Origin of the sequence: Bhargavaea ullalensis (assembly GCF_042432615.1) — a bacterium.
GTDB lineage: Bacteria > Bacillota > Bacilli > Bacillales_A > Planococcaceae > Bhargavaea > Bhargavaea ullalensis.
This window is the reverse complement of sequence record NZ_JBHLWY010000021.1, coordinates 1-22,936: the sequence shown is the minus strand read 5'-3', so window position 1 is coordinate 22,936 and position 22,936 is coordinate 1. Positions and strand designations below refer to the sequence as shown.

Below are 22,936 nucleotides of genomic sequence, written 5' to 3'. Positions count from 1 at the left end.
CCGGTCCTCCGTCTTAAGGAAAGAGTTTCAGCACGTCTCCCTCAACGTCGCCGTCGATCCGGGTCTCATGATAATCCCCGGCGACCCAGTCTTTTGCCTGGTCGTGGAACCATTCCGATTTCATGTGGCCGCTCTGGCCCGGCCCGACGATGTTCCATGTACTGGACAGGTCGGACAGATCGGCGACGAACCGCCAGGAAGCGCCGTGATCAGCGGATCCGTCTTCCTTGAAACCGGCCGCCTGGACGGTGATTCCTGAGCCGCTTGTCGCGGTGCGCGGCGGACTCAGCAGCCGCTCGAACACCGGAGAAGCGCTGCCGAGCGGATGCGGGAAGACGAGCTGGTGAAAGTCGCCCCACTTCCACTTGTCCGTATTTTCGCCGTACTTGCCGGAAATGCCCTTGATCGTCTTTTCGAACGAGTCGCTCACCCATTTGTCGACGCCGCCGTATTCCGTCACCCATTCACCCGGATTGCCGGCATACGCCCGGCGCATCATTTCGTCGGTGATGTGGTTTTTGCCGGGCATGAGTCCGTAAACATCTTCCGGCATGGTGCTCCGGAACATCGTCTTCGGCAACTCCTTCATCCACTTATGGAAGATGAGCGGCGCAGCCAGATCTTTGTCGTCCTCCTGGTTCCATTCCTCGAGGAGCTTCACCGCTCCGCCGAATTCCTTATCCGTCCCCGTGTTCTTCAGCGAACCGAGCATGTCCTCCAGAAATTCGCGCGCATACAGGTTCTTCACGTCCATCTGGAGAGCCATCATGTCTTCGGGCGTGAATGAATCTCCGGCCCGGAGCACTTCCGCGATTCGTTCGTACCGGTACGGCTGTGCCCAGAAGTCGGTGATATGATACGGATAGTTCTCATTGATGACCCGGTTGTTCGCCGTCGCGACGAATCCTTCCTCCGGATTGACCGCCGTCGGCAGCTCCTCGTACGGGATGTAGCCTTCCCAGCCGTACTCGGATGAGTTGCCCGGAACCGGCAGCTGGCCGTCTCCTTTTTTGCGGATCGGGATATTGCCGTTCGCCCGGTAGGCGATCGTCCCGTCCACCGAAGCAAAGACGAAGTTCTGCGCGGGAGCGTTGAAGTTCCGGAGCGCTTGCTCGAAGTCATTCCAGTCCGAAGCTTTATTCATCTGCAGCACCGCCTCCAGCTCCCGGGTCGGCTCAAGGGCGGTCCACTGCATTGACAGCACATCGCCGTCCGTCCCTGTGTCCTGGAGCATGATATCCGAAATGACCGGGCCGTGGCGGGTCGTCACCACTTCAAATTCGATCGTGCCGCCGTCCTTCACCTTGATCGGCTCATCGCGGACGGTCGCCCGCTCCCACTCGCCGTCCCAGCGGAATTCCGCCGGATTGTCCGGGTTCTGCTCCTCGATATAGAGGTCCTGCACGTCCGGTCCGACATTCGTCACGCCCCATGCCACTTTTTCGGTATGGCCGAGGATGATCCCGGGGATGCCGCCGAAAATGACGCCCGCCACATTTTGTTCGGGCGATTCGAGATGCATCTCGTACCAGATCGACGGGGTGGTCAGCCCGAGGTGCGGATCGTCCGCAAGCAGCGGCTTGCCTGACGCCGTCTTGTCGCCCGACACGACCCAGTTGTTGCTTCCGTTATGCTCCGGGGGAATGAGCGATGCATCGAACGCGCCCGCGATCGCCACCGGATTCGCACGGTTCGCCTCGATGATGGACGGTGCATTTTCCGGATACCGGATAAACAGCTCCTTCATCTTCCCTCCATCAAACTCATTCACCGCCCAGTGGCGGAAGGCGAGTGCCGGCCAGTTGCCGCCCAGGTCATAGGCCATGTATTTGCCGATCGTCAGCGAATCAATCGGCGTCCACTCTTCCGGCTCATAGCCGAGCAGCCGGAACTCATACGGAAGCTTTCCGTCTTCCTTCGCCTGGCCGATGAACGCATTCACCCCTTCCGCGAACCAGCCGAGCACTTCGCGGGCATCTTCCCCGTAGCCGGACTCCGAATCGGCCGCCGCCTGGCGCAGGCTGAATGTCCTGAACAGCTTGTCGGACGGTACGGCCGCTTCCCCGACGACTTCCGCGAGCCGGCCGGACGCCTGCCTGCGCGCCAGGTCCATCTGGAACAAGCGGTCCTGCGCCTGGACAAACCCCTGCGCCCTGTAGAGATCCGCATCAGACTCCGCCCGGATATGCGGCACCCCCTTCGCATCCCTCACGACGGTCACTTCTTCTTCGAGCACCGGAACGGAAAGCTCCCCTTCCGTCACCGGTTTTGACTTTGATATGTAAGCGTTTACGAAAATCAGTGCGGCCACCGCCAGCACCGCGGCCGTTCCAAGCACTATGACGACCGCTTTCAGCCATTTCGGCCATTTTCTCATTTACTCTCCCCCCTTGATTCTTCCATTCTTCCTTGCCGGGAAAAAACCCTCTTTATCCCGCTCCGCGACAACAAAAACGGACCCGCCCGGCCTTAGCCGTCGGATCCGTGTTTCATCTCTTTCTCCAGCCGGTTTCTCTCCTGTTCTTGCCACAGCCTCTCTTTCGCTTCGGCCAGTTCGTCTTTCTTCGAAATGTCCGCAAGCTTCACGCCGGAGCGGTGGGCGGCGCGGATAATGACGTGGCCTGCAACCGGGGCGGTGAGGAAGACGAAGATGATGCCGAGCAGCAGCCGGACGCTGATGAAGCGTTCGAGCGCCCAAAAGTAAAGGAAGCCGCCGAGCAATGTCAGCAACACCGCGAGCGTCGAGCTTTTCGTCGCTGCATGCGACCGGGTATACACATCCGGCAGCCGGAACAGCCCGATCGCGCTCACAAGGCTCATGAGGCCGCCGGTCACCATGAGAATGGCTGCCGCGTATTCAACGATTGTGTCGGCGTTCAACGATGACCCCCCTCTCGATATATTTCGAGAAGGCGATCGTCCCGATAAAGCTCAGGATGCCGAGGATCAGGATTACTTCCATGAACGCCTTCGTCTCGAGCAGGCAGGAGACGACCGCAATCGAGGCGAGCAGATTGACGCCGATCATATCGAGCGCGATGACCCGGTCGGGCTTGGACGGCCCCCTGATGATCCGGTACACAGCGATGACAATCGTGAAGGAAAACAGAATCAGTGCAATGAGCATCAGCGTATTCACCATCAGCGCGTCACCTCCATGATCGCTTTCTCAAAGTTTTTCAGCTGGACGATCAGGGCTTCCTTTGAATTTTCGATGTCCATCGCGTGAATGTAGAGTCCGCGGCCGTCCTCGGTCACTTCCATGACGACAGACCCCGGCGTCAGCGTGAGCAGCAGCGACAGCGTCGTCACTTCCCCTTCGCTTTCCAGCACCGTATCGTAGCGGAAGATCCCCGGCCGGATCGTCAGCCTCGGGCTCAGGATCTGCCCGATCACCGACCAGCTCGACTTCACCAGTTCCCGGTTGAAGATGAACACGAGCTTCACGATCGCGAACAGCCGCCGCAGGTAAAACTGCGTCCCGAAAAACCGGTGCATGAAAAACACGATGAAGATCCCGACGATGAACCCGGCGGCGAACGTCGTCACCCGGAACTCGTCTTCGTCCAGCAGCAGCATCCAGAGGAACGCGATAAACAGATTGAGCAGGAACTGGCCGGCCGTCGCCCCCGTCTCCCCGTTTTTCCGAAATTTATTCACCCGGCGGCACCTCCCCGAGCACGGCGTCGATGTAAAGCTCCGGATGGGCCAGCACATGCGCCGCATCCGCGACGAACGGCGCGATCGCCTGCGTGCCGATGCCGAGCGCCAGCGTCAGTGCGCCGAGCAGCGACAGCGGGATCAGCTTTTTCTTATTCAGCGGACGCTGCTCCTCGGGCGTGATGATCGTCTCCCCCCAAAAACAGTTCATGAAGATCCGCAAAAGCGAATACAGCACGAACAGGCTGGAAAGAAACCCTGCGAGCAGCAGCCAGTAGTTGCCTCCCTCGACCGCCCCGAGCCCGGTGTACACCTTGCCGATGAACCCGCTGAACGGCGGGATGCCCGCAAGCGACAGCATCGTGATGAAAAACAGCCAGCCGAGCACCGGATAGTTGCGGATGAGGCCGCTCATCCGGTCGATTCTCGACTCTCCCGTCAGGACGACCATCGACCCGACGGCAAGGAACAAGAGGGCCTTGATCACCATGTCATGGATGAGGTAATACACCGATCCCTGGAATGCGGCTTCGTTGAAGACGGCCAGGCCGAGCAGCATGAAGCCGACCGCGATGACGACGTTGTAGGAGGCGATGACGCGGATGTCTTTGTAGGCGATGGCGCCGAGCGAGCCGCCGGCAAGCGTCAGGACGGCCATTGCACCGATGAGCCCGTGCGTGATGGCCGCGTCGTGGTAAAAGATGAGCGTGAACACGCGGAACATCGCGTACACCCCCACTTTCGTCAGCAGCGCCCCGAACAGCGCGGCAACCGGTGCGGGCGGCACCGAATAAGAGCCCGGGAGCCAGAAGTACAGCAGCAGGCCGGCTTTCAGCGCGAACACGATGAGGAAAATCACCGCGATGGCGCTCAGGAGCGGCCCCTGTCCGGCCTCTGCCACCCGGACCGAAATGTGGGCCATGTTCAGAGTGCCGACCGTCCCGTAGAGGAACGCGAGGGCGACGAGGAAAAACCAGGAGGCCACGACATTGATCGCGACGTATTTCACCGATTCCGCGAGTTGCGCCCTGCCGCCCCCGAGCGTGACAAGCACATAAGAGGCGAGCAGCATCACTTCAAAACAGACAAACAGGTTGAACAGGTCACCGGTCAGAAACGAGCCGTTGACACCCGCCACGAGGAAAAACGAGAACGGATAGAAAAACATGTTCTCATGCCGCCGCTCGGTCGCGGCGAATGCATAGAACAAGATCAGGCCGGAGACGACCGAGGTTGTCAGGACGAGCAGTGCAGCGAATGAATCGCCGACGAACAGGATGCCGAACGGCGGTTTCCATCCGCCGAAGTCCAGCCGGAGAATGCCTTCGTCCCGGACTTTCAGGAGCAGCCGGACGCTGATCGCGGTGAGCGACAGGAGAGACAGCGACGCGACCAGCTTCTGCGCCTTGACGGACGGGCGCAGGAAAAACAGCACAAAGCCGGTGAGCAGCGGGACGACCATCGGAAGGACGAGGATATTATTCACGGCGCACCCTCCGGAGGTAGCTCAGGTCGTCCGTCCCGGTCTCCTCGTAGGTCCTGTAGGCGAGCACGAGAAGGAACGCGGTCGTCGCAAAGCTGATGACGATCGCCGTCAGGATGAGTGCCTGCGGCAGTGCATCGACGTACGGCCCGTCCGATTCCCCGAGCAGCGGGACATTCCCGCCGGCCGCGCCGCCCATCGTGATGAGCAGCAGGTGGACGGCGTGCGACAGGACCGCCGTGCCGAGAATCATCCGGATCATGTTGCGCGACAGCAGCAAATAGACCGCCACGGTCACAAGGACACCCGTCAATATGATCATGTGAACTTCCATCCGCTACACATCCTTGCTGATACTCAAAATAATCGTTTCCACCGTTCCGATGACGGTGAGCGCGACGCCGGCTTCAAAAATGGTGACCGTCGCAAGTTCCGTGACGCCGAAGATCGGCAGGTCAAAGTAGCCGAACGTCTGGGAAAGGAACGGCTTCCCGAGGACCGCGGAGGCGGTTCCCGACAGGACGGCGAGCATCGCGCCAAACGCGGCGACTTTCTTGAAGTCGAGCGGCACACCCTCGTGAACCGTTTCGATGTCGTAGACGACGTAAAGAAGAACGAGCGCCGAAGAAAGGACAAGGCCGCCGATGAATCCGCCGCCCGGATCGTTGTGTCCGGACAGGAACAGCTCGACGCCGAACGTCAGGATGATGAAGACGACAATCCGCGAAACCGTCCGGAGGATCACATCATTTCCCTTCAATGTCCCCGCCCCCTTTCTTCGCTTTCAGCACAATGAGCGTATAAACGCCGATCCCGGCGATGAAGAGCACGACCACTTCCAGCATCGTGTCAAACGCACGGAAGTCCCCGAGGATGGCGTTGACGATGTTGTTGCCGCCGGCAAGCGTGTAGGCGTCTTCAAAGTAGCCGGAAATGCTGTTGAACACGTCGTACCCTTTGACCGTCAGCGCGAATCCGGTCACGAGCACGCCCGCGCCGACTGCGATGAGCCCATTGACGATTTTCGTCCGGGCGGGCGCCCGCTCCGGCTTCCAGTCCGGCAAAAAGCGGAAACAGAGCAGGAACAGCACAGTCGTCACCGTCTCGATGACCGTCTGCGTGAGCGCCAGATCCGGCGCACGGAAGTAAATGAAGAAGATGGCGATTGAGTAGCCGAGCACGCCGTTGAGCAGCGTCGCGGTGATCCTCGACTTCACGAACGGCATGGCCAGCGCGGCGAATGACATGATGAGAACGTATGCCACTTCATAAGCCGCGATCTTCTCCATATGGAAATCGGGTTTGAATGCACCTGTCAGGAACAGACTGCCGCCGGCTGCCGCCAGGAAGAACACATAAATGTAGACGAAGTAATCACGGAGATTGCCGGTCATGTAACGCTTCGTGATGAGCGTGGAGCCGGCTTCCGTGCCCCCGATCAAGCCTCTGTACACGGCATCGAGATTCCACCGGAACGGCGGCAGCCGGTAAATCCGGCGCCAGTGGCGGAGCGTGATGAACAGAATGATGCCGGCAGTGATGACGCCGAGCGTCATGAGCAGCGGCGTGTTGATTCCGTGCCACGCCCGAATATGCGGCACGAGGCCGGGCTCGCCCGAGAGCGTCGGAAACACCGCCGGCATTGCCGGTCCGATGACGTACGCTCCCGCCAGATTCGGGAAGAAGAAAATCCCGACGACGAACAGCGCAAGGATGATCGGCGATACGAGCATCCCTTTCGGTGCCTCATGCGGCAGCCGGTCGACTTTCTCCGGCTGCCGGGGACCGAGGAACGTCCGGTAGACGATGATCATGCAGTAGATGAACGTAAAGACACTCGCGACCCAGCCAATGACGGGAAACAGCGCAGATGCGCCGCCTTCGGCAAACGGATTCCCGGAACTGATGGCCACCGCAGCCTCAAAGAACATCTCTTTGCCGAGGAAGCCGTTGAACGGCGGCAGCCCGGCCATCGAGAAGCTGCCGATGACGGCGAGCGTGAACGATACCGGCATGAGCGCCATCAGGCCACCGAGCCGCCGGATATCGCGCGTGCCGAGCTCATGGTCGACGATGCCGACGATCATGAACAGCAAGCCCTTGAACGTGGAATGGTTCACCATGTAAAACAGTGCGGCGAACCCGGCCTGCGCAAAGAGGACCCGGTCGGACCCGGCCCCTGCCGACAGCGCCGCCGAACCGAAACCGAGAAGGCTCATGATGAGGCCGAGCTGGCTGATTGTCGAATAGGCGAGCAGCGCCTTCAGGTCGTTCTGCTTCACCGCATTGAACGATCCCCAGAGGAGCGTGATGATTCCGACGAGGCTGACCGTCCAGAACCAGGCGGCTTCCCCGCCGAACACCGGCGTGAACCGGGCGATCAGGTAGATGCCGGCCTTCACCATCGTCGCGGAGTGAAGGTAGGCACTGACCGGCGTCGGCGCCTCCATCGCATCCGGCAGCCAGATGTGAAACGGGAACTGCGCCGATTTCGTGAACGCTCCGAGCATGACGAGGATCATCGCCGCCAGGTAAAGCGGCTCTGATTTCAATGCAGGGGCGAGGGCGATCGTCTCGCGGATGCTGAACGTCCCCGTCATCGAGTACAGCATGAGGAACCCGGCGAGCATCCCGATGCCGCCGAATACGGTGATCAGCATGGATTTTCGCGCGCCGTAGCGGGAGCCTTTACGGTGGTACCAAAAGGCGATGAGCAGGAACGACGAAATGCTCGTCAGCTCCCAGAACGCATAGAGGACCATCAGATTGTCGGAAAACACGACGCCGAGCATGGCGCCCATGAACAGAAGAATATATGCGTAGAAGTGGCCGAGCGATTCGCGTTGGGACAAATAGTAGATGGAGTAAAGCACGACGAGCGCTCCGACGCCCGTGATCAGCAGGCCGAAAATCATGCTCAGCCCGTCAATATGAAAGGATAGATCGATTCCGGCGGCCGGAATCCAGGGAACCGTGACATTCGCAGTTTTCCCCGATGCAATGCGCGGCAGAATGCTCACAAGCCCTGCGAATAAAACAAGCGGGACCGCCGCCACAAACCAGCCGATCCGGCGGTCGGGAACCACCCGGTACAGCAGCGGAATGACCGCGGCCATGGCGAACGGAAAGAATACTCCTAAAACAACCAGCATGGGAACCCTCCAGTAAATTGGTGTGTCCACGAGAAGCGTTTTCGGGAGCCCTTGACGGACTGGCCGGCAGGGCGCATAATATGGGCGACAGGCCGGTCCTTCGGAAAACCTGATATTCCGAAAACCGGTATAAGGCGGGGCGGATCCGGTCTTTTTGGAAGCCGTCCGCCACCCGCATATGTAGAAAGAGGGACACCCGATCTCCGGCGGGCGTGGCGCCTGCCGTGCCGGTATTTCCCCACTGATCAATTATACAGGAAACAGGCCGCTCCCGCACTCCCGGCGGGCGGGCCGAACCATAATGACGACCGCCGGCCGGCACAGCACCGGGCCGCCGGCATACCAAAAACGAGAGGTGAACACCGCCATGATGAAAAAGCCGGGGATGGACGAACGCATCCTTGTGTGTGTGTACTACGGGCCGAACGGCGAGCGGCTCATCCGCCGCGGCCATCAGATGGCCAGCATGCTGGACTGCCCGTTCTATATTCTGACGGTCGATCCGCTGCCCTATGACGAATTCGACGCAGACAAATCCGACTACGTTGAAAGCTGGAAAGCACTTGCCGACGAGCTCGGTGCCGAAGACTTCATCCTTCGTGATGACGAGAAGCGCGCATCCGCCAAAGTGATCAAGGAAGTCGCCTACGAGCTGAACATCACCCAGATCATCGTCGGCCAGACTGCCCAAAGCCGCTGGGAAGAAATCACAAAAGGCTCATTCATCAACGTCCTCCTGCGCGAGATCCCGTTCGCCGATCTGCACGTCGTGTCAGTGGCACGCACCGTCAAGTCCGAAGAAGAAGGACTTTACGAAAAAGGCGTCCGCGCTTACCTTCTCAAAGACGGCGACGGCTACCGCGTCAGCTTCACACTGACAAAAGGCTGCGCGTTCGAAGGCATCTTCTTCAAGGAGATCGGCACCGACTTCAACAATGGCATCTTCAAATTCATGCACGACCACAAAATGTGCCAAGTCCACGTCCACGACGACCAGATCGAAGAAACCGGCACCGTCGACCGCATCGCGGAAGAAAAGCACGTGAAGTGAAACCGGAATAGGAAAAAGCCGCAGTTCCCCAGGGGACTGCGGCTTTTTCGGCACGGGGAGGCGAGGCAGCGGAGGGCGGAGGGCGGCGGGTTTTCCCGACGTTCACCCCGGGCGGCGGGTTTTCCCGACATTCAGAAGGCGGTTCCCGACATTCAACGCCGCTATCCCGACATTCGCGCACCCTATCCCGACATTCACCCCGGGCGGAGGGTTTTCCCGACATTCAGAAGGCGTTTCCCGACATTCAACGCCGCTATCCCGACATTCGCGCACCCTATCCCGACATTCACCCCGGGCGGCGGGTTTTCCCGACATTCAGAGGGCGGTTCCCGACATTCGCGCACCCTATCCCGACATTCACCCCGGGCAGCCGCCTCTCTCCCCATCCGCCGCATTGAAAAGACCGGAGGGCGCCACGCCCTCCGGTCTTCCAAATTCACGCTTCTTCCCCGACGATTTTCACTTCGAGTTCCAGGTCGACGCCGAAGTTCTTTTTCACTTCGGCCTTGACCATCTCGATCGTGCGGATGTAGTCGGTCGCCGTGGCGCCGTTTTTGTTGATGATGAAGCCGGCGTGTTTTGTCGAAACTTCCGCGCCGCCGTGGCCTTTGCCCTGCATGCCGGAATCCTGGATGAGCTTGCCGGCGAAGTAGCCCGGCGGACGCTTGAAGACGCTGCCCGCGGACGGGTACTCAAGCGGCTGTTTGGATTCGCGCTGGTGGGTGAGGTCTGCGACTTTCGCGTCGATCTCTTCCTGAACGCCTTCCGTCAGATCGAATTCCGCGGACAAAACATAGTAGCCTTTTCGCGCGATGATGCTCGTCCGGTAGCCGAGCTCCAGTTCGTCCTTCGACAGGACGAGCCGTTCGCCTTCCTTCGTGAGCACCGTGCACCGGCGGATGATGTCTTTGATCTCGCCTCCGTAGGCGCCGGCGTTCATGACCATCGCACCGCCGACCGAGCCGGGAATTCCGCAGGCGAACTCAAAGCCGGCGAGCCCCGCCGCCGCGGCCGCGCGCGATACCTGGATGATGTCGGCGCCGCTTTCTGCCCAAATATGGCCGCCGTCCACCCGAATCGCATCGAGCTTGCCGAGATTCAGGACGATGCCCCGCACCCCGCCGTCGCGGACGACCATATTCGACCCGTTCCCGAGAAGGAGAATCGGAATCCCGTTCCGGTGTGCATACCGGACAACTTCCTGCGTTTCCTCCTCCGTTTCCGGCGTGACGAACAAGTCGGCACAGCCGCCCATCTTCGTCGCGGTGTGCAGCGACAGCTTTTCATCGAGCAAGACATCCTCGCTCCGCAGCATCTTTTTCAAATCATCGGCCCATTGCCGTTTATTCATGGGAATGCAGTCCTTTCATCGCCGTTCCACGGCCGCCGGCGAAGCGCATCCCGCCCGCCGGCCGCACCGCATTTCTTATTCCATTCAAAGTCCTTCACAAGTATATAGTATGCTGTGCGCCGCGGATTTTGACAAGCGCCACGCGGGACCGCCGGAGGAGGCGGAATTGACCGACAAAAAACCGCACGGCAGTCGTCATGACCCGCCGTGCGGCAATTCCCGTGTTTCACTCTTCCGCCGCCGCTTTTTCCAGCGCCGATCGGAACAGTTCGTCCGGCTGGGCGCCGGAGATCGCGTATTTCCGGTTCAGGACAAAGAACGGGACGCCGCGCACGCCGAGTGCCGCCGCTTCGCCGATGTCGCCCCTGACATCGCCCGCATACCGGTCCGAATCCAACACGGCCAGCGCTTCCGTCCGGTCGAGGCCGGTTTCCGCCGCGATGTCCGCGAGCACGTCCTTCAGCCCGATCGCTTTGCCCTCCGTGAAATATCCCCGCAGCAGGTTTTCCGTCATTTCCGCACCCTTGCCCTGCTCTTCCGCCCACTTGGCGAGCCGGTGCGCATTGAACGTGTTGCCGGGACGCATGCCGTCGAAGTCGTAGTCGAGCCCGACTTCCTTGGCGGCTGCGCCAATGTTCGCGTTCGAAGCCTCCGCCTGTTCAAGTGATATGCCGTACTTCTCGGCCACGGCCGAAGCCATCGTATGTTCGGAAGAATCCGGAGAGTTCGGGTCGAGCTGGTAGCTTTTATACACAACCTCCGCCCGGTCGCCGAGACCGGTTTCCTTCAGGGCATTTTCCAGTTTCCGTTTACCGATGTAGCAAAATGGGCAAACATAATCAGACCATACTTCGATTTTCATGTGTGGGTCCCCTCTTTCTTTTCTTACATTGTAGAGGTGTTGCAGCCGGCCGGACAACTTTTCAGCTTTGTCCCGGCAGGCTGTTTGTCGGCTTTTGTTTGTGTCCCGGTGAAACTGAGTGATCACTGAATGGAGGAAATTGAATTGACCCAATCCCTATGGCTTGATACCGGCTATCCGCGTGATTCATTCCCGCAGGCGCAGGGGCGGATCAAGTGCGATGTCTGCATCGTCGGCGGGGGGATCAGCGGCCTGGCCGCCGCCGAACAGCTTGCGGCGGCCGGCAAGGATGTCGTCCTCGTTGAACGCGACCGGATCCTTGCCGGCACGACCGGCAATTCCACCGGCAAGCTCACCGCCCAGCATGGCTATGTGTACGCCGATCTGCTGAAGAAGTTCGGCAAGGACGGGGCCAGGACCTATTTTGAGGCCAATGAGGAAGCAGTCCGTCGCGGCGGGGAAATGGCCGGCGAAGGCGAAGCGAGATCGGCCGACTCCTATCTGTTTTCCCAGACCCGCCACGGCACTGAAAAACTGCGCAGGGAGTGGGATGCCTACCGGGAGATCGGCATCCAGGGGACATTCGGCAAAGAGACCGAGCTGCCGTTCCCCGTACAGGCGTCGCTTTCGATGTACGACGAACTCCAGATCCACCCGCTCCGCTTCGGCCAGCGGCTTGCCCGGACGGCCGCCGACCATGGTGCCCGCATCTACGAGATGTCACCGGTCCGCACGATGGACTTCAAGAAAAAGGTCGTCTTCCTCGCTACCGGGGCCGACGTCGAATTCAAGGAACTCATCCTCGCGACCCACTACCCGATCGAAGGGCTCCGCGGCATGAACATCCTGAAGCTCGCCGTCAGCCGTTCCTACATCTCCGCCGCTCCGACCGACCGCGAGCTGAAGGACCAGTACATTTCGGTCGACTCCCCGCAGCGCTCGGTCCGCACGGCGAACATCGACGGGAAGATCTACATGATGCTCGCCGGCAGCAGCCACACCGCCGGCATGAAAAAAGAGACCGATGAAGAATACGGCCGGCTTTCCGAGGACATGGAAACCCTGTTCCACCTGAAGGGCATCACGCACAGCTGGTCGGCGCAGGATCCGCAGACGCCCGACATGGTGCCGTACGTCGGCCGGATCTCAGACAACCTGCCCCATGTATACATCGCCACCGGCTACAGAAAATGGGGCCTCTCGAATTCCCTTGCGGCCGGCCGGATACTCCGCGATCTCATCACGGGGCGCAACAATCCGGCGATCGAACTGTATGACCCGGGACGGAGCGGCTTCGGCTCGCTCCTCCTGCAGGGGCTGAAACTCGGCGGCCTCGTCGCCGGAGAACTCGCCACCGGCTACACGGTGAGGCTCGACTCTCCGACGTGCACGCACATGGGCTGCAAAACCCGCTGGAATGAGGGCGACCGGACATGGGACTGCCCGTGCCACGGCTCCCGCTTCCGCGAAGACGGCTCCGTGCTCGAAGGCCCGGCCACCCAGCCGCTCGATCTTTGATCAAAACCGCAGGCAGGACGCGCGATGCGCCCCGCCTGCGGTTTTGTTTTCCGGGGGCATGGGACACTGGCGCCTTCTTCTGATAAAGTGAAGAAAAAGGAGGCGGAGTCATGATCCTGAAAAGCATCCGGCTGAAAAAGCCGTTTCCGGACAGCGGGCGGTTCCCGTTTGATCTGCCGGTGATCCGCCAGTTCGGCGGGATGGATTTCCGCACGCCGGTCACGATCATAGCCGGCGACAACGGCACCGGCAAGACGACGCTTCTCGAAGGAATCGCCGCGGCTGCCGACAGCATCCTGATCAGCCGGGAGCCCATGGAAGGGAATGCGTCGCTCGCCCATGCGCATGAACTTGCGGAACATCTTGCCCTTTCCTGGTCGGTGAAGACGCGCAATGGCTTTTTCTTCCGTGCGCTCGACTTTGTCACCTACACGATCGAAGTCGCCCGGATGCGCGAAGATGCCCGCGAGGCGATGGAGGAAATCCGGGAGCGCAATCCCGGCAGCCTGGAAATCTTGCCGTATGCCCGTACATATTCAGAACTGCGCAACCTGTACGGCGAAGGGCTCGAGCAGCGTTCCCACGGCGAAAGTTTCCTTGACTTGTTCCAGGCGCGCTTCCGCCCCGGCGGCTTCTATATCCTTGATGAGCCCGAGGCGCCGCTTTCCCCGTCCAGACAACTCGTCCTGCTCGCCATGCTGAACGACATGGTCGCACAGGGCGCCCAGTTCCTCATCTCGACCCATTCGCCGATCCTCATGGCATTTCCCGGAGCGGACTTGTACGAAATCCAAGGCGGCCGGATCGAATCCGTGGATTTTGATGAGATCGAACACGTCCGGATGACGAAGGATTTCCTGGATGCGCCGGAGCGGTTCCTGCGGCATCTGTTCGGCTGACGCGAGTCGCACAGCCGGAAGAAGCTTCGGCACTTCTTCCGATCAAAAATGAAACCGGCTCCCGTGACGGGTGCCGGTTTTTGTCTGCCTAATGGCCCTCTTTTTCAAAGTTGCTGCCGGAAATTTCGTTGACGCGCTGGACGACGACGAATGCATCGGGGTCGACATTTCGGATGATCGTGCGGATTCGTGCCATTTCAAGGCGGTCGACCACCGTGTAGATGACTTTTTTCGTATCGGTCGTAAAGGCGCCTTCTCCACGGAGGAACGTGACGCCGCGGCCGATTTCGTCAATGAAGCCGCGGGCCAGTTCGTCGGCACGGTCGGAGATGATCATGACGGACAGTGACTCGTCGAGACCTTCGACGACCATGTCGATCACTTTGGAGGCGATGAAGTACGTGATCATCGAGTAGAATGTTGTCTCCCATGTAAAGACGAGAAGCCCGGCGAGCGTGAAGATGAACACGTTCATGATCATGACGATCTGGCCGACCGAGATCGGCCGGCGTTTGCTGATCAGGATGGCGAGGATTTCCGTGCCGTCGAGCGCGCCGCCCGTCCGGATGACAAGGCCGACGCCGACGCCGAGCACGACCGCGCCGATGATCGTCGCGAGGAACAGGTCATGCGTGACGACGTCGAACCGCTCGAAGAATTTTGTGGCGACGGAAAGGACCAGAATGCCGTAGAGCGCCTCGACCGTGAATTTGAGTCCGAGCCGTTTGTAGCCGAGGAACAAGAACGGGATATTCAGCAGGACGATGAACACACTGAGGGAGAGCGGCGTCATTTCCGAGAAGATGATTGAGAGGCCGATGACGCCGCCGTCCAGGATTTCGTTCGGGACGAGGAACAGCTGCAGGCCGATCGCTGCGATCACGGCCCCGATGGTGATCATGATGAATTGGGCGACCGGCGAATCCGCCACCCGTTTGTTTCTGCTCATTCTGGCTCCTCCTCCCACTGGTTGCTGCTTTCATTATTCCAAAGCCGCGGGGACGGTTGCAAGCCGGGCGACCGGGAAAATCATTTCAGCTCCCTCCCAGAACATCAAAACCCCCGGCATCGCGGCCGGGGGCTTGAACCTTATTCAGAGAGGGCTGCAGTCAGAACCGGAACGATCTGCTTTTTCCGGGAGACGACGCCTTTGAGTTTCGTGAGGTTGTTCTCGAGCGGTGCGTGGAATGCGCCGCATGCGGCATCCGCTTCGCTGCCGAGGACGAGAACCGTGGAATCGTTCTCGAGGATGTCGGTGATGGCGAGCATGTAGAGGGACAGCTCCCGCTCCGCGATCGTGCGGTACAGCAGGTCCTCAAGCTCTTCCTTGCGGCCCAGCACGTCATCCACGTCCACTGTGTTCACCTGTGCGATGACGACTTTTTTGCCGCCCATCTCGAATTCTTTCGCATCCATGTTGATGAGTTCATCCAGTGTTTTCTTGCTCAGGTCGGCACCCGCCTTCAGCATGGCAAGGCCGTATTCTTCCGCGTCCACATCTGCAATCGACGCAAGTTCGTCCGCCGCTTTCCGGTCTTCTTCCGTGAACGTCGGCGACTTGAACAGCAGCGAGTCGGAGACGATCGCCGACAGCATGAGGCCCGCGATGTCTTTCGGAATGTCGACGCCGTTCTCTTTGTAGAGTTTGTTGAGAATCGTCGCCGTGCAGCCGACCGGCTCCGCACGGTAATAAAGCGGGTCGGCCGTCTCGAAGTTGGCGATCCGGTGATGGTCGACGACTTCGAGGATGCGGACGTCCGCGATGTCCTCCGCGCTCTGCTGGCGCTCATTGTGGTCGACGAGGATGACTTCCTCGGCCTCCGCCGCCACTTTTTTCACGAGGCGCGGTGCGTCAAAACCGAATTTCTCCAGTGCGTAGGCCGTTTCGTCGTTCACTTCGCCGAGGCGGACCGCTTCCGCATCCATTCCGAGTTCTTTCTTTAAATGTGCGTAGGCGATTGCCGCCGTGATGGAGTCCGTGTCCGGGTTCTGATGTCCGAAAACCAGTACTTTTGCCATTGAAACATTCACTCCTGACCGTCTTGTCTCTCATTTTCCAAACTTATTTTATCATAACTCGCCCGCCGACAATAAGGCGGCGAGGTCCTCTTTGTTGATGAGGAAATCGGCGAGCGTGTATTCGTCGAGCACGGCCAGATAGGCAAGCAGTGCCCGGTTGAGCGAGCCGCGCAGGCCGCAGATCGGGCTGAGGACGCATTGATTCGCCGTGGAAGAGAAGCATTCGACGAGGTTGAAGTCATCTTCCGTCTGGCGGACGACCGCCCCGATATTGATCGCTTCCGGCGCAACGGCAAGCCTCACGCCGCCGCCCCGGCCCCGGATTGTCTCGACATAGCCCATTTTACCGAGTTCGTGAGTCACTTTCATCAGATGGTTTTTTGAAATGCCGTATGCATCCGAAATTCCCTGGATCGTCGACAGTTCCCCCGGCCCTTTTGTCCCGAGGTACATGAGGACGCGCAGGGAATAGTCGGTATACATCGTGAGTCTCATGAATGGTCACTCACCTTTCTATCCATATTATAAGCGCTGTCGCTCATTCCATAAAGAAAAGCGCCATGTCCGAAAATTTGTCTTTTCTTTGAATGGAATGTGGCTGAATTTCGACAGCCATTTAAACATGTATTTTATATATTGCTTTAAGCGCCGGACCGCAGTATTCTTGACTCAAGAACAAAACACACAGACGAAAGGTGAGAGTGCAATGCTTTCCCAACAAACCATCGATATCGTAAAATCCACAGTTCCTGTCCTGGAGCAGCACGGCAAAACGATTACGACCGTCTTCTATAAAAACATGTTTGAAGCTCATCCGGAGCTCCTGAATATCTTCAACCACGCAAACCAATCCCGCGGACGCCAACAGACGGCTCTGTCCAACACCGTCCTCGCAGCCGCCAAGTATATCGACAACCTGGAAGCCATCGTGCCGGTCGTCGTCCAGATCGGCGAAAAGCACCGCGGCCTCAACGTACGCCCTGAGCACTATCCGATCGTCGGCTACCATCTCCTCGGCGCCATCAAAGAAGTGCTCGGCGACGCCGCCACTCCTGAAATCATCGGCGCATGGGGCGAAGCATACGAAGCAATCGCAGACGCCTTCATCGGCGTAGAGAAGAAAATGTATGAAGAAGCAGCCAACCAGGAAAACGGCTGGGACGGTTTCAAGGACTTCGTCGTTGCGAAAAAAGTGGAAGAAAGCGACGTCATCACGTCCTTCTACCTGAAGCCTGCAGACGGCAAAGGCGTGCCTTCGTACATCCCCGGCCAATACCTGACGATCCGCGTTTCGATTCCCGGCGAAAAGTACACGATGATCCGCCAGTACAGCCTGTCCCGCGCACCTCGCGAAGACATGTTCCGCATTTCCGTGAAGCGTGAAGACGAATGCAATCCGGAAGGCAAGGTATCGACTTACCTTCACCGCCAAGTGAACGAAGGCGACAAGATCGAAGTGAGCGCACCGGCCGGCGTATTCTACCTGAGTACCGAAGCCGTGACTCCGGTCACACTCATCTCCGGCGGCGTCGGCCTCACTCCGATGATGTCGATGTTCGATCACATCACGAACAACCAGCCGGAACGCGCGGTGTCATTCATCCACTCCGCCCGCAATCCGCAGCTTCAGGCATTCGACGGCGACCTCCGCGAATTGGCGGCCGGCCTCGAGAACGCCTCGTACTCGGTCCGCTACTCCGACACGGACGGCTTCCTCGACCGCGACTTCCTGGAAAGCCGCGTCCTTGACGGCAGCGACGTCTACATCTGCGGCCCGGCACCATTCATGAACGCCATGATCTTCGAACTGAAAGCACTCGGCGTACCGATGGAGAAAATCCACTACGAATTCTTCGGCCCTGCCGCTGAACTCGAAGCCGTCACTGCTTAACATCAAACAAGCGAGCCCCCGGCCGGAAGAAACTTCCCGGCCGGGGGCTTTTTTGTATGGTGATATTTTGCGATTGTCCCTAAACTCCATCAGTCGAAGAAATCCGCTCGCTTACCGCGGGCGTCGGCTCAGTCTCCTCGAGCTGCGCTCTGCGGGGCCTTCGCCTGACGCTTTTCCCGCAGGTGTCTCGAAAATTTCTTCTCCTTCTGAACGATATTCACACAGAGAACCTTCAACCCATCCACTCCAGCCAAAGATAGAGCCCGGTCAACGTCACGATCAGCACCGGAACCGTCAGCACGATTCCGACTTTGAAGTAATAGCCCCACGAAATCCTGACACCCTTCAAAGACAAAACATGCAGCCAGAGGAGTGTCGCGAGCGAACCGATCGGCGTCATTTTCGGTCCGAGGTCCGAACCGATGACATTCGCATAAACCAGTGCTTCCCTCACCCGTTCCGGCACGTCCGCATCCGCGATGGCAAGCGCGTCGATCATGACGGTCGGCAGGTTGTTCATGACCGAAGACAGAATCGCTGCGATGAAGCCCATTCCAATGGTCGCCGCATACAGGCCATGTGCCGCCGTCCATTCGATGAGAGAAGCCAGCATATCGGTGAGGCCCGCGTTGCGCAGTCCATAGACGACCACATACATGCCGATTGAGAAAAAGACGATCGCCCAGGGCGCGGCCCTGATGACCGCCCTCCCGTCGACAGCCTCGCTCGGTGCGGAAATGCCGAGGAACAGAAGCGCGACAGCCATGGCGATCAAAGACACCGGTACCCCGATCACTTCGCTCAAGAAATAGCCCGCGAGCAATACCGCAATCACAGCCCACGACAACCGAAACAGCTTGGCATCCTTGATTGCTGATCGGGGCTCGGCGAGTTTGGATGCGTCAACCGTCTTCGGAATGCTTTTGCCGAAGTACAGATAAAGAACGAGCAGGCTTGCCGCCAGGCTGAAAAAGTTCGGCACGACCATCCGCGAAGCGTACTCTGCGAAGCCGATGCCAAAGAAGTCCGCGGACACGATATTCACGAGATTGGATATGACGAGCGGAAGAGACGTCGTATCGGCGATGAATCCGCTCGCCATGATGAACGGCAGGATCAGCTTGTCTTTAAGGTCAAGCGCCCGCATCATCGCGAGCACGATCGGCGTGATGATGAGCGCCGCTCCGTCGTTCGCGAACAGGGCAGAAACGGCCGCTCCGAGAAGCGTAACGAGCACGAACATCCGGAGCCCGCTCCCCTTCGCGAACCGGGCCATATGGAGTGCAGCCCATTCGAAGAACCCGATTTCATCAAGGATGAGCGAGATGATGATCAATGCGACGAACGTCAGTGTCGCATTCCAGACGATGCCCGTCACGTCGAGGACATCCCGGAAACTGACGACCCCTGCGAGGAGTGCCAGTGCCGCACCGGAGACCGCCGACCAGCCGATCGACAGTCCGCGCGGCTGCCAGATGACGAATACAAGCGTGACAATGAAAATGAGCGCCGCCAGCAAGGCGGTCACGAGCTGCAGCCACTTTCCCGCCAGGCCACTTCAAGCCCGGCAAGTGTCTGTTCCGGATTCCGGAGTCTCGCCAGCAAGTAAAGCAAGACCGGCTGCAGCGGGTGTTCCCCGTTGAGAGACCAGAATGTCCATCTCCCCCTCTTTTCTCCTTTGACGATGCCCGCTTCCTTCAGCCGTTTCAGATGCTGGCTCACCGCCGGCTGCGTCAAGCCGACAAGCGGCGTCAGGTCGCAAATGCACACCGGCCCCTGGGTCAGCTGCTGTAATATTTTCAGGCGGGTACCATCCCCCGCCGCTTTCAAAAATGATTCAAGTTCTGATAACTCCACCGGAATCCCTCCAAAATCGAACACCGGCTCATTATAAAGGTGACCCAATCCATAAGTAAAGGCTTATTTTTCATCAAACTAAAAAAACGCGCCGCATCGGGCGCGTTTTCGAACATAATTGATCACTTGCCTTCAAGCAGCTTCAGCGACTCCCGGTTGAACGCAGGGATGTCGTCCGGCTGGCGGCTCGTGACGAGCTGGTCCTGGCAGACGACGACTTCCTTGTCTGCATAGTCCGCTCCGGCATACTTCATATCCTGTGCGATTGATTTATAGCCGGTCGCGTTGCGGCCTTCAAGCGATTTCGCCGTGATGAGCAGCTGCGGACCGTGGCAGATGGCGAAGACCGGTTTCTTCGCATCCATGAAGTCCTTCGCAAAATCGACGAAACGCTCGTCCGCACGGAGCTGGTCCGGCGAGAAGCCGCCCGGGATGAAGAGGGCATCGAAGTCCTGTGCGTTCACATCGCCGATCCCTTTGTCGATCGTGACGGTTGCTTCGCCCTGCTTGCCCTTCACCTGCTTGCCCGATTCTTTTTCGATCGTGACCACTTCATGGCCGGCATCCTTGAATGCTTTTGCCGGTTCGGTATATTCCGAGTCCTCGAACATGTTCGTGATTACCGTTGCAATCTTAGCCAATCCGATCACTCCTTAAAAGATTTCTACCTCCGTACTATTCCCGTCTGCCAATCTTCCAAACCTCAACGGTATTTTGAAACGAACGGATTGCCCGCTTCGTAGAACCGCCAAGGGTAATGGACGGCTTCTCCGGTGTTCTGGATGCCGACACGCGGTCCGGTCACCAACTCCCCGCCAAGACCGGGTCCCGGCGCAATGAACAGCGGCTCTTCGTACCACAGATTGCCGTAGTATTTCATTGTCACACCGAGCGCCTTCGACAGCTTGCCCGGCCCGTTCGTCAAATCGGGAATGCGGTGCTGATCTCCCCGGCGCTCCCTCATCAGTTCCAGCCCGTCAACCGGCTCGGCGCCCCGGATAAGGACGGCGTGCGGCGTTCCCTCAGGCCCGGCGACGACGTTCATGAGCGTGTGCGTGTGCATCTGATACGTATACACAAGCCCCGGCGCCCCGAACATGATTTCCGTCCGCTTCGTCCGGCGGTTGCCGAAACTGTGGGCGGCACGGTCTTCCGGCCCGTGATACGCCTCCGTTTCCACAATCCGAGCAACCGCCAGCCCGGCCGGCGTCTCGTGCACAATATACTGTCCGAGCAGCGCAGGCGCCAGTTCAAGGACCGGTTGCCGGAAGAACTCGGGATCAATCGGCTGATACATGGGCACACCTCCAACTTTCAAACATTCTTCCATACATTGTCTCTTGAATCTGTTGTATACTCAAGAAAACCGCACAGGGGGAAGCACCTTTGAAGCAACTCACAGATGAGATTCTGGCCTTCAACGAAGACCGGGGATGGACGTCCGGAAACCGGGATGCCCGCAGTCTGGCCATTTCGGTTACGCTTGAAGCGGCGGAACTGCTCGAGCATTTCCAGTGGAATTCCGGGGAAGAGGCGCTCCGGCAAGACCGGGAGGCCCTCGAAGACGAGGCGGCGGACGTGTTCATTTACCTTCTTCAGCTCGCCGATGTGCTCGGCATTGATTTGGAAGAGGCCGCCCGTCATAAGATGAAAAAGAATGCGCTCAAATACCCGGCACCGGAACAGGAGGCCCGCCGATGAAGCGCATGAGATGGATCATCGTCGCCGCCGCAGTCGGGGCCCTGCTGCTTTTATTCAAGCCGGACGGCAGGGGCGGCCGCGCCGCAGCGGACGTGGCCAGGATCGAAGCGGTCGATCCGTTTTTAAATCCGGGGCAGCCAGTCGCAGACTATCTCGTCTACCGTGCGCTCTCATCGGGAGAAGCCCGGATGGCCGTCACCGGCAGCTCCGTCACGCGCGGCACCGGCGCCACGGCACAGGCGTATACATGGCGGGGACTCACCGAACAAAAGCTCCGCCTCGCCTATCCGGCGCTCAAGCACTTGAAAATCGGCAACTTCGGCCACTCCGGCTACACATCCGTCCGGCTGCTCGAGGACGAAGTGACCGCGCCGATCCTCGCCGCAAAACCGGATGTCCTGGTCATCGAAACATCCGTGATCAACAACCACAATAAAAACGTCTCGCTCGAAGACACATACGACTCGCTCCGCCGGCTGCACGAACTGTACACCGGCGCCCTGCCCGAAGCCCGGATCGTCTTCCTTTCGCCGAACCCGTGCACGGACAATCAATTCGGGCCGCCCGTCAACGCGCTCGGACTCCGCTTCACCGACTACGTATACGGCACGGAAGCGTTCATCCGCGACCAAGGCTGGGACTACGTGAACGTACACGACGAAATGCTTGCCGAAATGCAAAACCGGGACATCGCGCTTCCGGACACTCTGAAAGACGGCATCCATCCGAACGACCTCGGATACGCCATCTGGGCCGATATTCTCTGGCCGCATCTGACGACCCGCTGACACGGGCCATCATTTAAAGGGGGAGTTTCGCATGGATCTGAATGAACTCAGGCAAGACCTGGCGCTTCGCAATAAAAACGGACTGCCGTTTCTGCTGTCCGGCATGACTGTCTGGATTTTGGCCACCGTCTGGTTTTCTCTTCCCGTAGAACTCGAACTGCAAAACATCGGCCTGTTTGTCCTGTCCGGCATCATGTTTCCGCTTGCCGTGGGCCTTTCCTCACTCTTGAAGACAGACTGGAAATCGGAGGGAAATCCGCTCGGCAGCCTCGGGCTCATCCTGAACGTCGCCCAGTTCATGTATTTCCCGCTCGTCTTCTGGGCATTCGGCGTGCATCCGGAGACCATGCTGCTCATCTTTGCCGTCATCACGGGTGCGCATTTGTTCCCTTACGGCTGGGTCTACATGACAAAAGCGTATTACTTCCTCGCACCGGCCATGGCCATCGCCGTCACGGTCATCGGCTGGAACGGCGACTCTTCCGTCCGATGGCTGATCCCGCTCACAATGGCCCTGCTGCTGATGGCCCTGAACATGTGGCTGTGGCTCGATTACAGAAAGAAAACCGGCATCGGACTGCCGGAAAGAAAGGTCGCTTGACGGCCGCTTTGAAAAACAGCACCCTTCGCGGGTGCTCAGACTGTAGACAAAACGGACCCAAAAGAAATCTTTTGGGGTCGTTTTGTCATTTTAGTGGATATTT

Annotated in this window: 24 protein-coding genes; 7 read left to right on the top strand and 17 right to left on the bottom strand. The window is 59.0% G+C overall.

The window, feature by feature from the left end:
* Positions 1-13 precede the first annotated feature (13 nt).
* The 8 genes from ACFFIY_RS05535 to ACFFIY_RS05500 all read right to left on the bottom strand — a co-directional run bounded on the left by ACFFIY_RS05535 (position 14) and on the right by ACFFIY_RS05500 (position 8,295).
* Complete coding sequence (locus tag ACFFIY_RS05535; protein ID WP_354197781.1) at positions 14-2,377, bottom strand: penicillin acylase family protein; 2,364 nt, start codon at positions 2,375-2,377, stop codon at positions 14-16.
* 92 nt (positions 2,378-2,469) lie between these two features.
* Positions 2,470-2,880, bottom strand: a complete 411-nt coding sequence (locus ACFFIY_RS05530) for a Na+/H+ antiporter subunit G (RefSeq protein WP_354197783.1) — start codon at positions 2,878-2,880, stop codon at positions 2,470-2,472.
* Positions 2,858-3,142: a Na(+)/H(+) antiporter subunit F1 gene (locus ACFFIY_RS05525; protein ID WP_076759149.1), complete on the bottom strand. Its 285-nt coding sequence runs from the start codon at positions 3,140-3,142 to the stop codon at positions 2,858-2,860. The genes ACFFIY_RS05530 and ACFFIY_RS05525 overlap by 23 nt, the downstream gene beginning before the upstream one ends.
* Positions 3,142-3,660, bottom strand: coding sequence for a Na+/H+ antiporter subunit E (locus ACFFIY_RS05520; RefSeq protein WP_354197785.1), 519 nt, complete (start codon positions 3,658-3,660; stop codon positions 3,142-3,144). Before ACFFIY_RS05520 ends, ACFFIY_RS05525 begins: the two co-directional genes overlap by 1 nt.
* Positions 3,653-5,146 (bottom strand): Na+/H+ antiporter subunit D, encoded by a 1,494-nt coding sequence (locus tag ACFFIY_RS05515; RefSeq protein ID WP_354197787.1) that lies wholly within the window; start codon positions 5,144-5,146, stop codon positions 3,653-3,655. The genes ACFFIY_RS05520 and ACFFIY_RS05515 overlap by 8 nt, the downstream gene beginning before the upstream one ends.
* Positions 5,139-5,477: a Na(+)/H(+) antiporter subunit C gene (locus tag ACFFIY_RS05510; RefSeq protein ID WP_354197789.1), complete on the bottom strand. Its 339-nt coding sequence runs from the start codon at positions 5,475-5,477 to the stop codon at positions 5,139-5,141. The genes ACFFIY_RS05515 and ACFFIY_RS05510 overlap by 8 nt, the downstream gene beginning before the upstream one ends.
* 3 nt (positions 5,478-5,480) lie before the next feature.
* Positions 5,481-5,903, bottom strand: a complete 423-nt coding sequence (locus ACFFIY_RS05505; protein ID WP_354197791.1) for a Na(+)/H(+) antiporter subunit B — start codon at positions 5,901-5,903, stop codon at positions 5,481-5,483.
* Positions 5,890-8,295 carry a Na+/H+ antiporter subunit A gene (locus tag ACFFIY_RS05500; protein WP_354197793.1) on the bottom strand — a complete coding sequence of 802 codons (2,406 nt, stop codon included), beginning with the start codon at positions 8,293-8,295 and terminating at the stop codon, positions 5,890-5,892. The genes ACFFIY_RS05505 and ACFFIY_RS05500 overlap by 14 nt, the downstream gene beginning before the upstream one ends.
* A 367-nt stretch (positions 8,296-8,662) precedes the next feature.
* Between ACFFIY_RS05500 and ACFFIY_RS05495 the strand changes: the two genes are divergently transcribed.
* A complete protein-coding gene (locus ACFFIY_RS05495) occupies positions 8,663-9,346 on the top strand; it encodes a histidine kinase (protein ID WP_376837203.1) in 684 nt (227 codons plus the stop codon).
* A 436-nt stretch (positions 9,347-9,782) separates the two neighbouring features.
* On the opposite strand, the gene murB is transcribed toward ACFFIY_RS05495, so the two are convergent.
* Both murB and ACFFIY_RS05485 read right to left on the bottom strand, forming a co-directional pair.
* On the bottom strand, positions 9,783-10,697 hold the full coding sequence (gene murB / locus ACFFIY_RS05490) for a UDP-N-acetylmuramate dehydrogenase (RefSeq protein ID WP_354197795.1): 915 nt from the start codon (positions 10,695-10,697) through the stop codon (positions 9,783-9,785).
* Positions 10,698-10,923: 226 nt separating this feature from the next.
* Positions 10,924-11,559, bottom strand: coding sequence for a DsbA family oxidoreductase (locus tag ACFFIY_RS05485; RefSeq protein WP_354197797.1), 636 nt, complete (start codon positions 11,557-11,559; stop codon positions 10,924-10,926).
* A gap of 144 nt (positions 11,560-11,703) precedes the next feature.
* Between ACFFIY_RS05485 and ACFFIY_RS05480 the strand changes: the two genes are divergently transcribed.
* On the top strand, positions 11,704-13,077 hold the full coding sequence (locus ACFFIY_RS05480; protein WP_354197799.1) for an FAD-dependent oxidoreductase: 1,374 nt from the start codon (positions 11,704-11,706) through the stop codon (positions 13,075-13,077).
* 110 nt (positions 13,078-13,187) lie between these two features.
* Positions 13,188-13,976, top strand: coding sequence for an AAA family ATPase (locus tag ACFFIY_RS05475; RefSeq protein WP_354197801.1), 789 nt, complete (start codon positions 13,188-13,190; stop codon positions 13,974-13,976).
* A gap of 88 nt (positions 13,977-14,064) precedes the next feature.
* Here ACFFIY_RS05475 and ACFFIY_RS05470 read toward each other — a convergent pair whose 3' ends face one another.
* From ACFFIY_RS05470 to ACFFIY_RS05460, 3 genes are all read right to left on the bottom strand, one after another.
* Positions 14,065-14,925, bottom strand: coding sequence for a YitT family protein (locus ACFFIY_RS05470; RefSeq protein WP_354197803.1), 861 nt, complete (start codon positions 14,923-14,925; stop codon positions 14,065-14,067).
* A 140-nt stretch (positions 14,926-15,065) separates the two neighbouring features.
* Positions 15,066-15,995 carry a manganese-dependent inorganic pyrophosphatase gene (locus ACFFIY_RS05465; RefSeq protein WP_354197805.1) on the bottom strand — a complete coding sequence of 310 codons (930 nt, stop codon included), beginning with the start codon at positions 15,993-15,995 and terminating at the stop codon, positions 15,066-15,068.
* Positions 15,996-16,046: 51 nt separating this feature from the next.
* Positions 16,047-16,490 carry an RrF2 family transcriptional regulator gene (locus ACFFIY_RS05460; RefSeq protein WP_354197807.1) on the bottom strand — a complete coding sequence of 148 codons (444 nt, stop codon included), beginning with the start codon at positions 16,488-16,490 and terminating at the stop codon, positions 16,047-16,049.
* Positions 16,491-16,701: 211 nt separating this feature from the next.
* Here ACFFIY_RS05460 and hmpA point away from each other — a divergent pair, with 211 nt between their 5' ends.
* On the top strand, positions 16,702-17,886 hold the full coding sequence (hmpA, locus tag ACFFIY_RS05455) for an NO-inducible flavohemoprotein (RefSeq protein ID WP_354197809.1): 1,185 nt from the start codon (positions 16,702-16,704) through the stop codon (positions 17,884-17,886).
* A gap of 232 nt (positions 17,887-18,118) precedes the next feature.
* Here hmpA and ACFFIY_RS05450 read toward each other — a convergent pair whose 3' ends face one another.
* The 4 genes from ACFFIY_RS05450 to ACFFIY_RS05435 form a co-directional block, all read right to left on the bottom strand.
* Positions 18,119-19,414 (bottom strand): arsenic transporter, encoded by a 1,296-nt coding sequence (locus ACFFIY_RS05450; protein WP_354197811.1) that lies wholly within the window; start codon positions 19,412-19,414, stop codon positions 18,119-18,121.
* On the bottom strand, positions 19,411-19,743 hold the full coding sequence (locus tag ACFFIY_RS05445; protein ID WP_354197813.1) for an ArsR/SmtB family transcription factor: 333 nt from the start codon (positions 19,741-19,743) through the stop codon (positions 19,411-19,413). The genes ACFFIY_RS05450 and ACFFIY_RS05445 overlap by 4 nt, the downstream gene beginning before the upstream one ends.
* 122 nt (positions 19,744-19,865) lie before the next feature.
* Positions 19,866-20,384, bottom strand: a complete 519-nt coding sequence (locus ACFFIY_RS05440; RefSeq protein WP_354197815.1) for a type 1 glutamine amidotransferase domain-containing protein — start codon at positions 20,382-20,384, stop codon at positions 19,866-19,868.
* 62 nt (positions 20,385-20,446) lie between these two features.
* A complete protein-coding gene (locus tag ACFFIY_RS05435; RefSeq protein ID WP_354197817.1) occupies positions 20,447-21,040 on the bottom strand; it encodes a DNA-3-methyladenine glycosylase in 594 nt (197 codons plus the stop codon).
* 89 nt (positions 21,041-21,129) lie between these two features.
* On the opposite strand from ACFFIY_RS05435, the gene ACFFIY_RS05430 reads away from it, so the two are divergent.
* The 3 genes from ACFFIY_RS05430 to ACFFIY_RS05420 are packed head-to-tail and all read left to right on the top strand — an operon-like array spanning position 21,130 to position 22,833.
* A complete protein-coding gene (locus ACFFIY_RS05430; RefSeq protein ID WP_354197819.1) occupies positions 21,130-21,444 on the top strand; it encodes a nucleotide pyrophosphohydrolase in 315 nt (104 codons plus the stop codon).
* Positions 21,441-22,232 carry an SGNH/GDSL hydrolase family protein gene (locus ACFFIY_RS05425; protein ID WP_354197821.1) on the top strand — a complete coding sequence of 264 codons (792 nt, stop codon included), beginning with the start codon at positions 21,441-21,443 and terminating at the stop codon, positions 22,230-22,232. Before ACFFIY_RS05430 ends, ACFFIY_RS05425 begins: the two co-directional genes overlap by 4 nt.
* A gap of 31 nt (positions 22,233-22,263) precedes the next feature.
* A complete protein-coding gene (locus ACFFIY_RS05420) occupies positions 22,264-22,833 on the top strand; it encodes a DUF7010 family protein (RefSeq protein ID WP_354197823.1) in 570 nt (189 codons plus the stop codon).
* The last annotated feature ends 103 nt before the right edge of the window (positions 22,834-22,936 follow it).

Excerpts from the sequence above, each read along its gene's own strand:
- ACFFIY_RS05535 (WP_354197781.1), bottom strand. The coding sequence starts at position 2,377 with ATGAGAAAATGGCCGAAATGGCTGAAAGCGGTCGTCATAGTGCTTGGA.
- ACFFIY_RS05525 (WP_076759149.1), bottom strand. The coding sequence starts at position 3,142 with ATGGTGAATACGCTGATGCTCATTGCACTGATTCTGTTTTCCTTCACG.
- ACFFIY_RS05510 (WP_354197789.1), bottom strand. The coding sequence starts at position 5,477 with ATGGAAGTTCACATGATCATATTGACGGGTGTCCTTGTGACCGTGGCG.
- ACFFIY_RS05500 (WP_354197793.1), bottom strand. The coding sequence starts at position 8,295 with ATGCTGGTTGTTTTAGGAGTATTCTTTCCGTTCGCCATGGCCGCGGTC.
- ACFFIY_RS05495 (WP_376837203.1), top strand. The coding sequence starts at position 8,663 with ATGATGAAAAAGCCGGGGATGGACGAACGCATCCTTGTGTGTGTGTAC.
- murB (WP_354197795.1), bottom strand. The coding sequence starts at position 10,697 with ATGAATAAACGGCAATGGGCCGATGATTTGAAAAAGATGCTGCGGAGC.
- ACFFIY_RS05485 (WP_354197797.1), bottom strand. The coding sequence starts at position 11,559 with ATGAAAATCGAAGTATGGTCTGATTATGTTTGCCCATTTTGCTACATC.
- ACFFIY_RS05475 (WP_354197801.1), top strand. The coding sequence starts at position 13,188 with ATGATCCTGAAAAGCATCCGGCTGAAAAAGCCGTTTCCGGACAGCGGG.
- ACFFIY_RS05470 (WP_354197803.1), bottom strand. The coding sequence starts at position 14,925 with ATGAGCAGAAACAAACGGGTGGCGGATTCGCCGGTCGCCCAATTCATC.
- ACFFIY_RS05465 (WP_354197805.1), bottom strand. The coding sequence starts at position 15,995 with ATGGCAAAAGTACTGGTTTTCGGACATCAGAACCCGGACACGGACTCC.
- ACFFIY_RS05460 (WP_354197807.1), bottom strand. The coding sequence starts at position 16,490 with ATGAGACTCACGATGTATACCGACTATTCCCTGCGCGTCCTCATGTAC.
- hmpA (WP_354197809.1), top strand. The coding sequence starts at position 16,702 with ATGCTTTCCCAACAAACCATCGATATCGTAAAATCCACAGTTCCTGTC.
- ACFFIY_RS05435 (WP_354197817.1), bottom strand. The coding sequence starts at position 21,040 with ATGTATCAGCCGATTGATCCCGAGTTCTTCCGGCAACCGGTCCTTGAA.
- ACFFIY_RS05425 (WP_354197821.1), top strand. The coding sequence starts at position 21,441 with ATGAAGCGCATGAGATGGATCATCGTCGCCGCCGCAGTCGGGGCCCTG.
- ACFFIY_RS05420 (WP_354197823.1), top strand. The coding sequence starts at position 22,264 with ATGGATCTGAATGAACTCAGGCAAGACCTGGCGCTTCGCAATAAAAAC.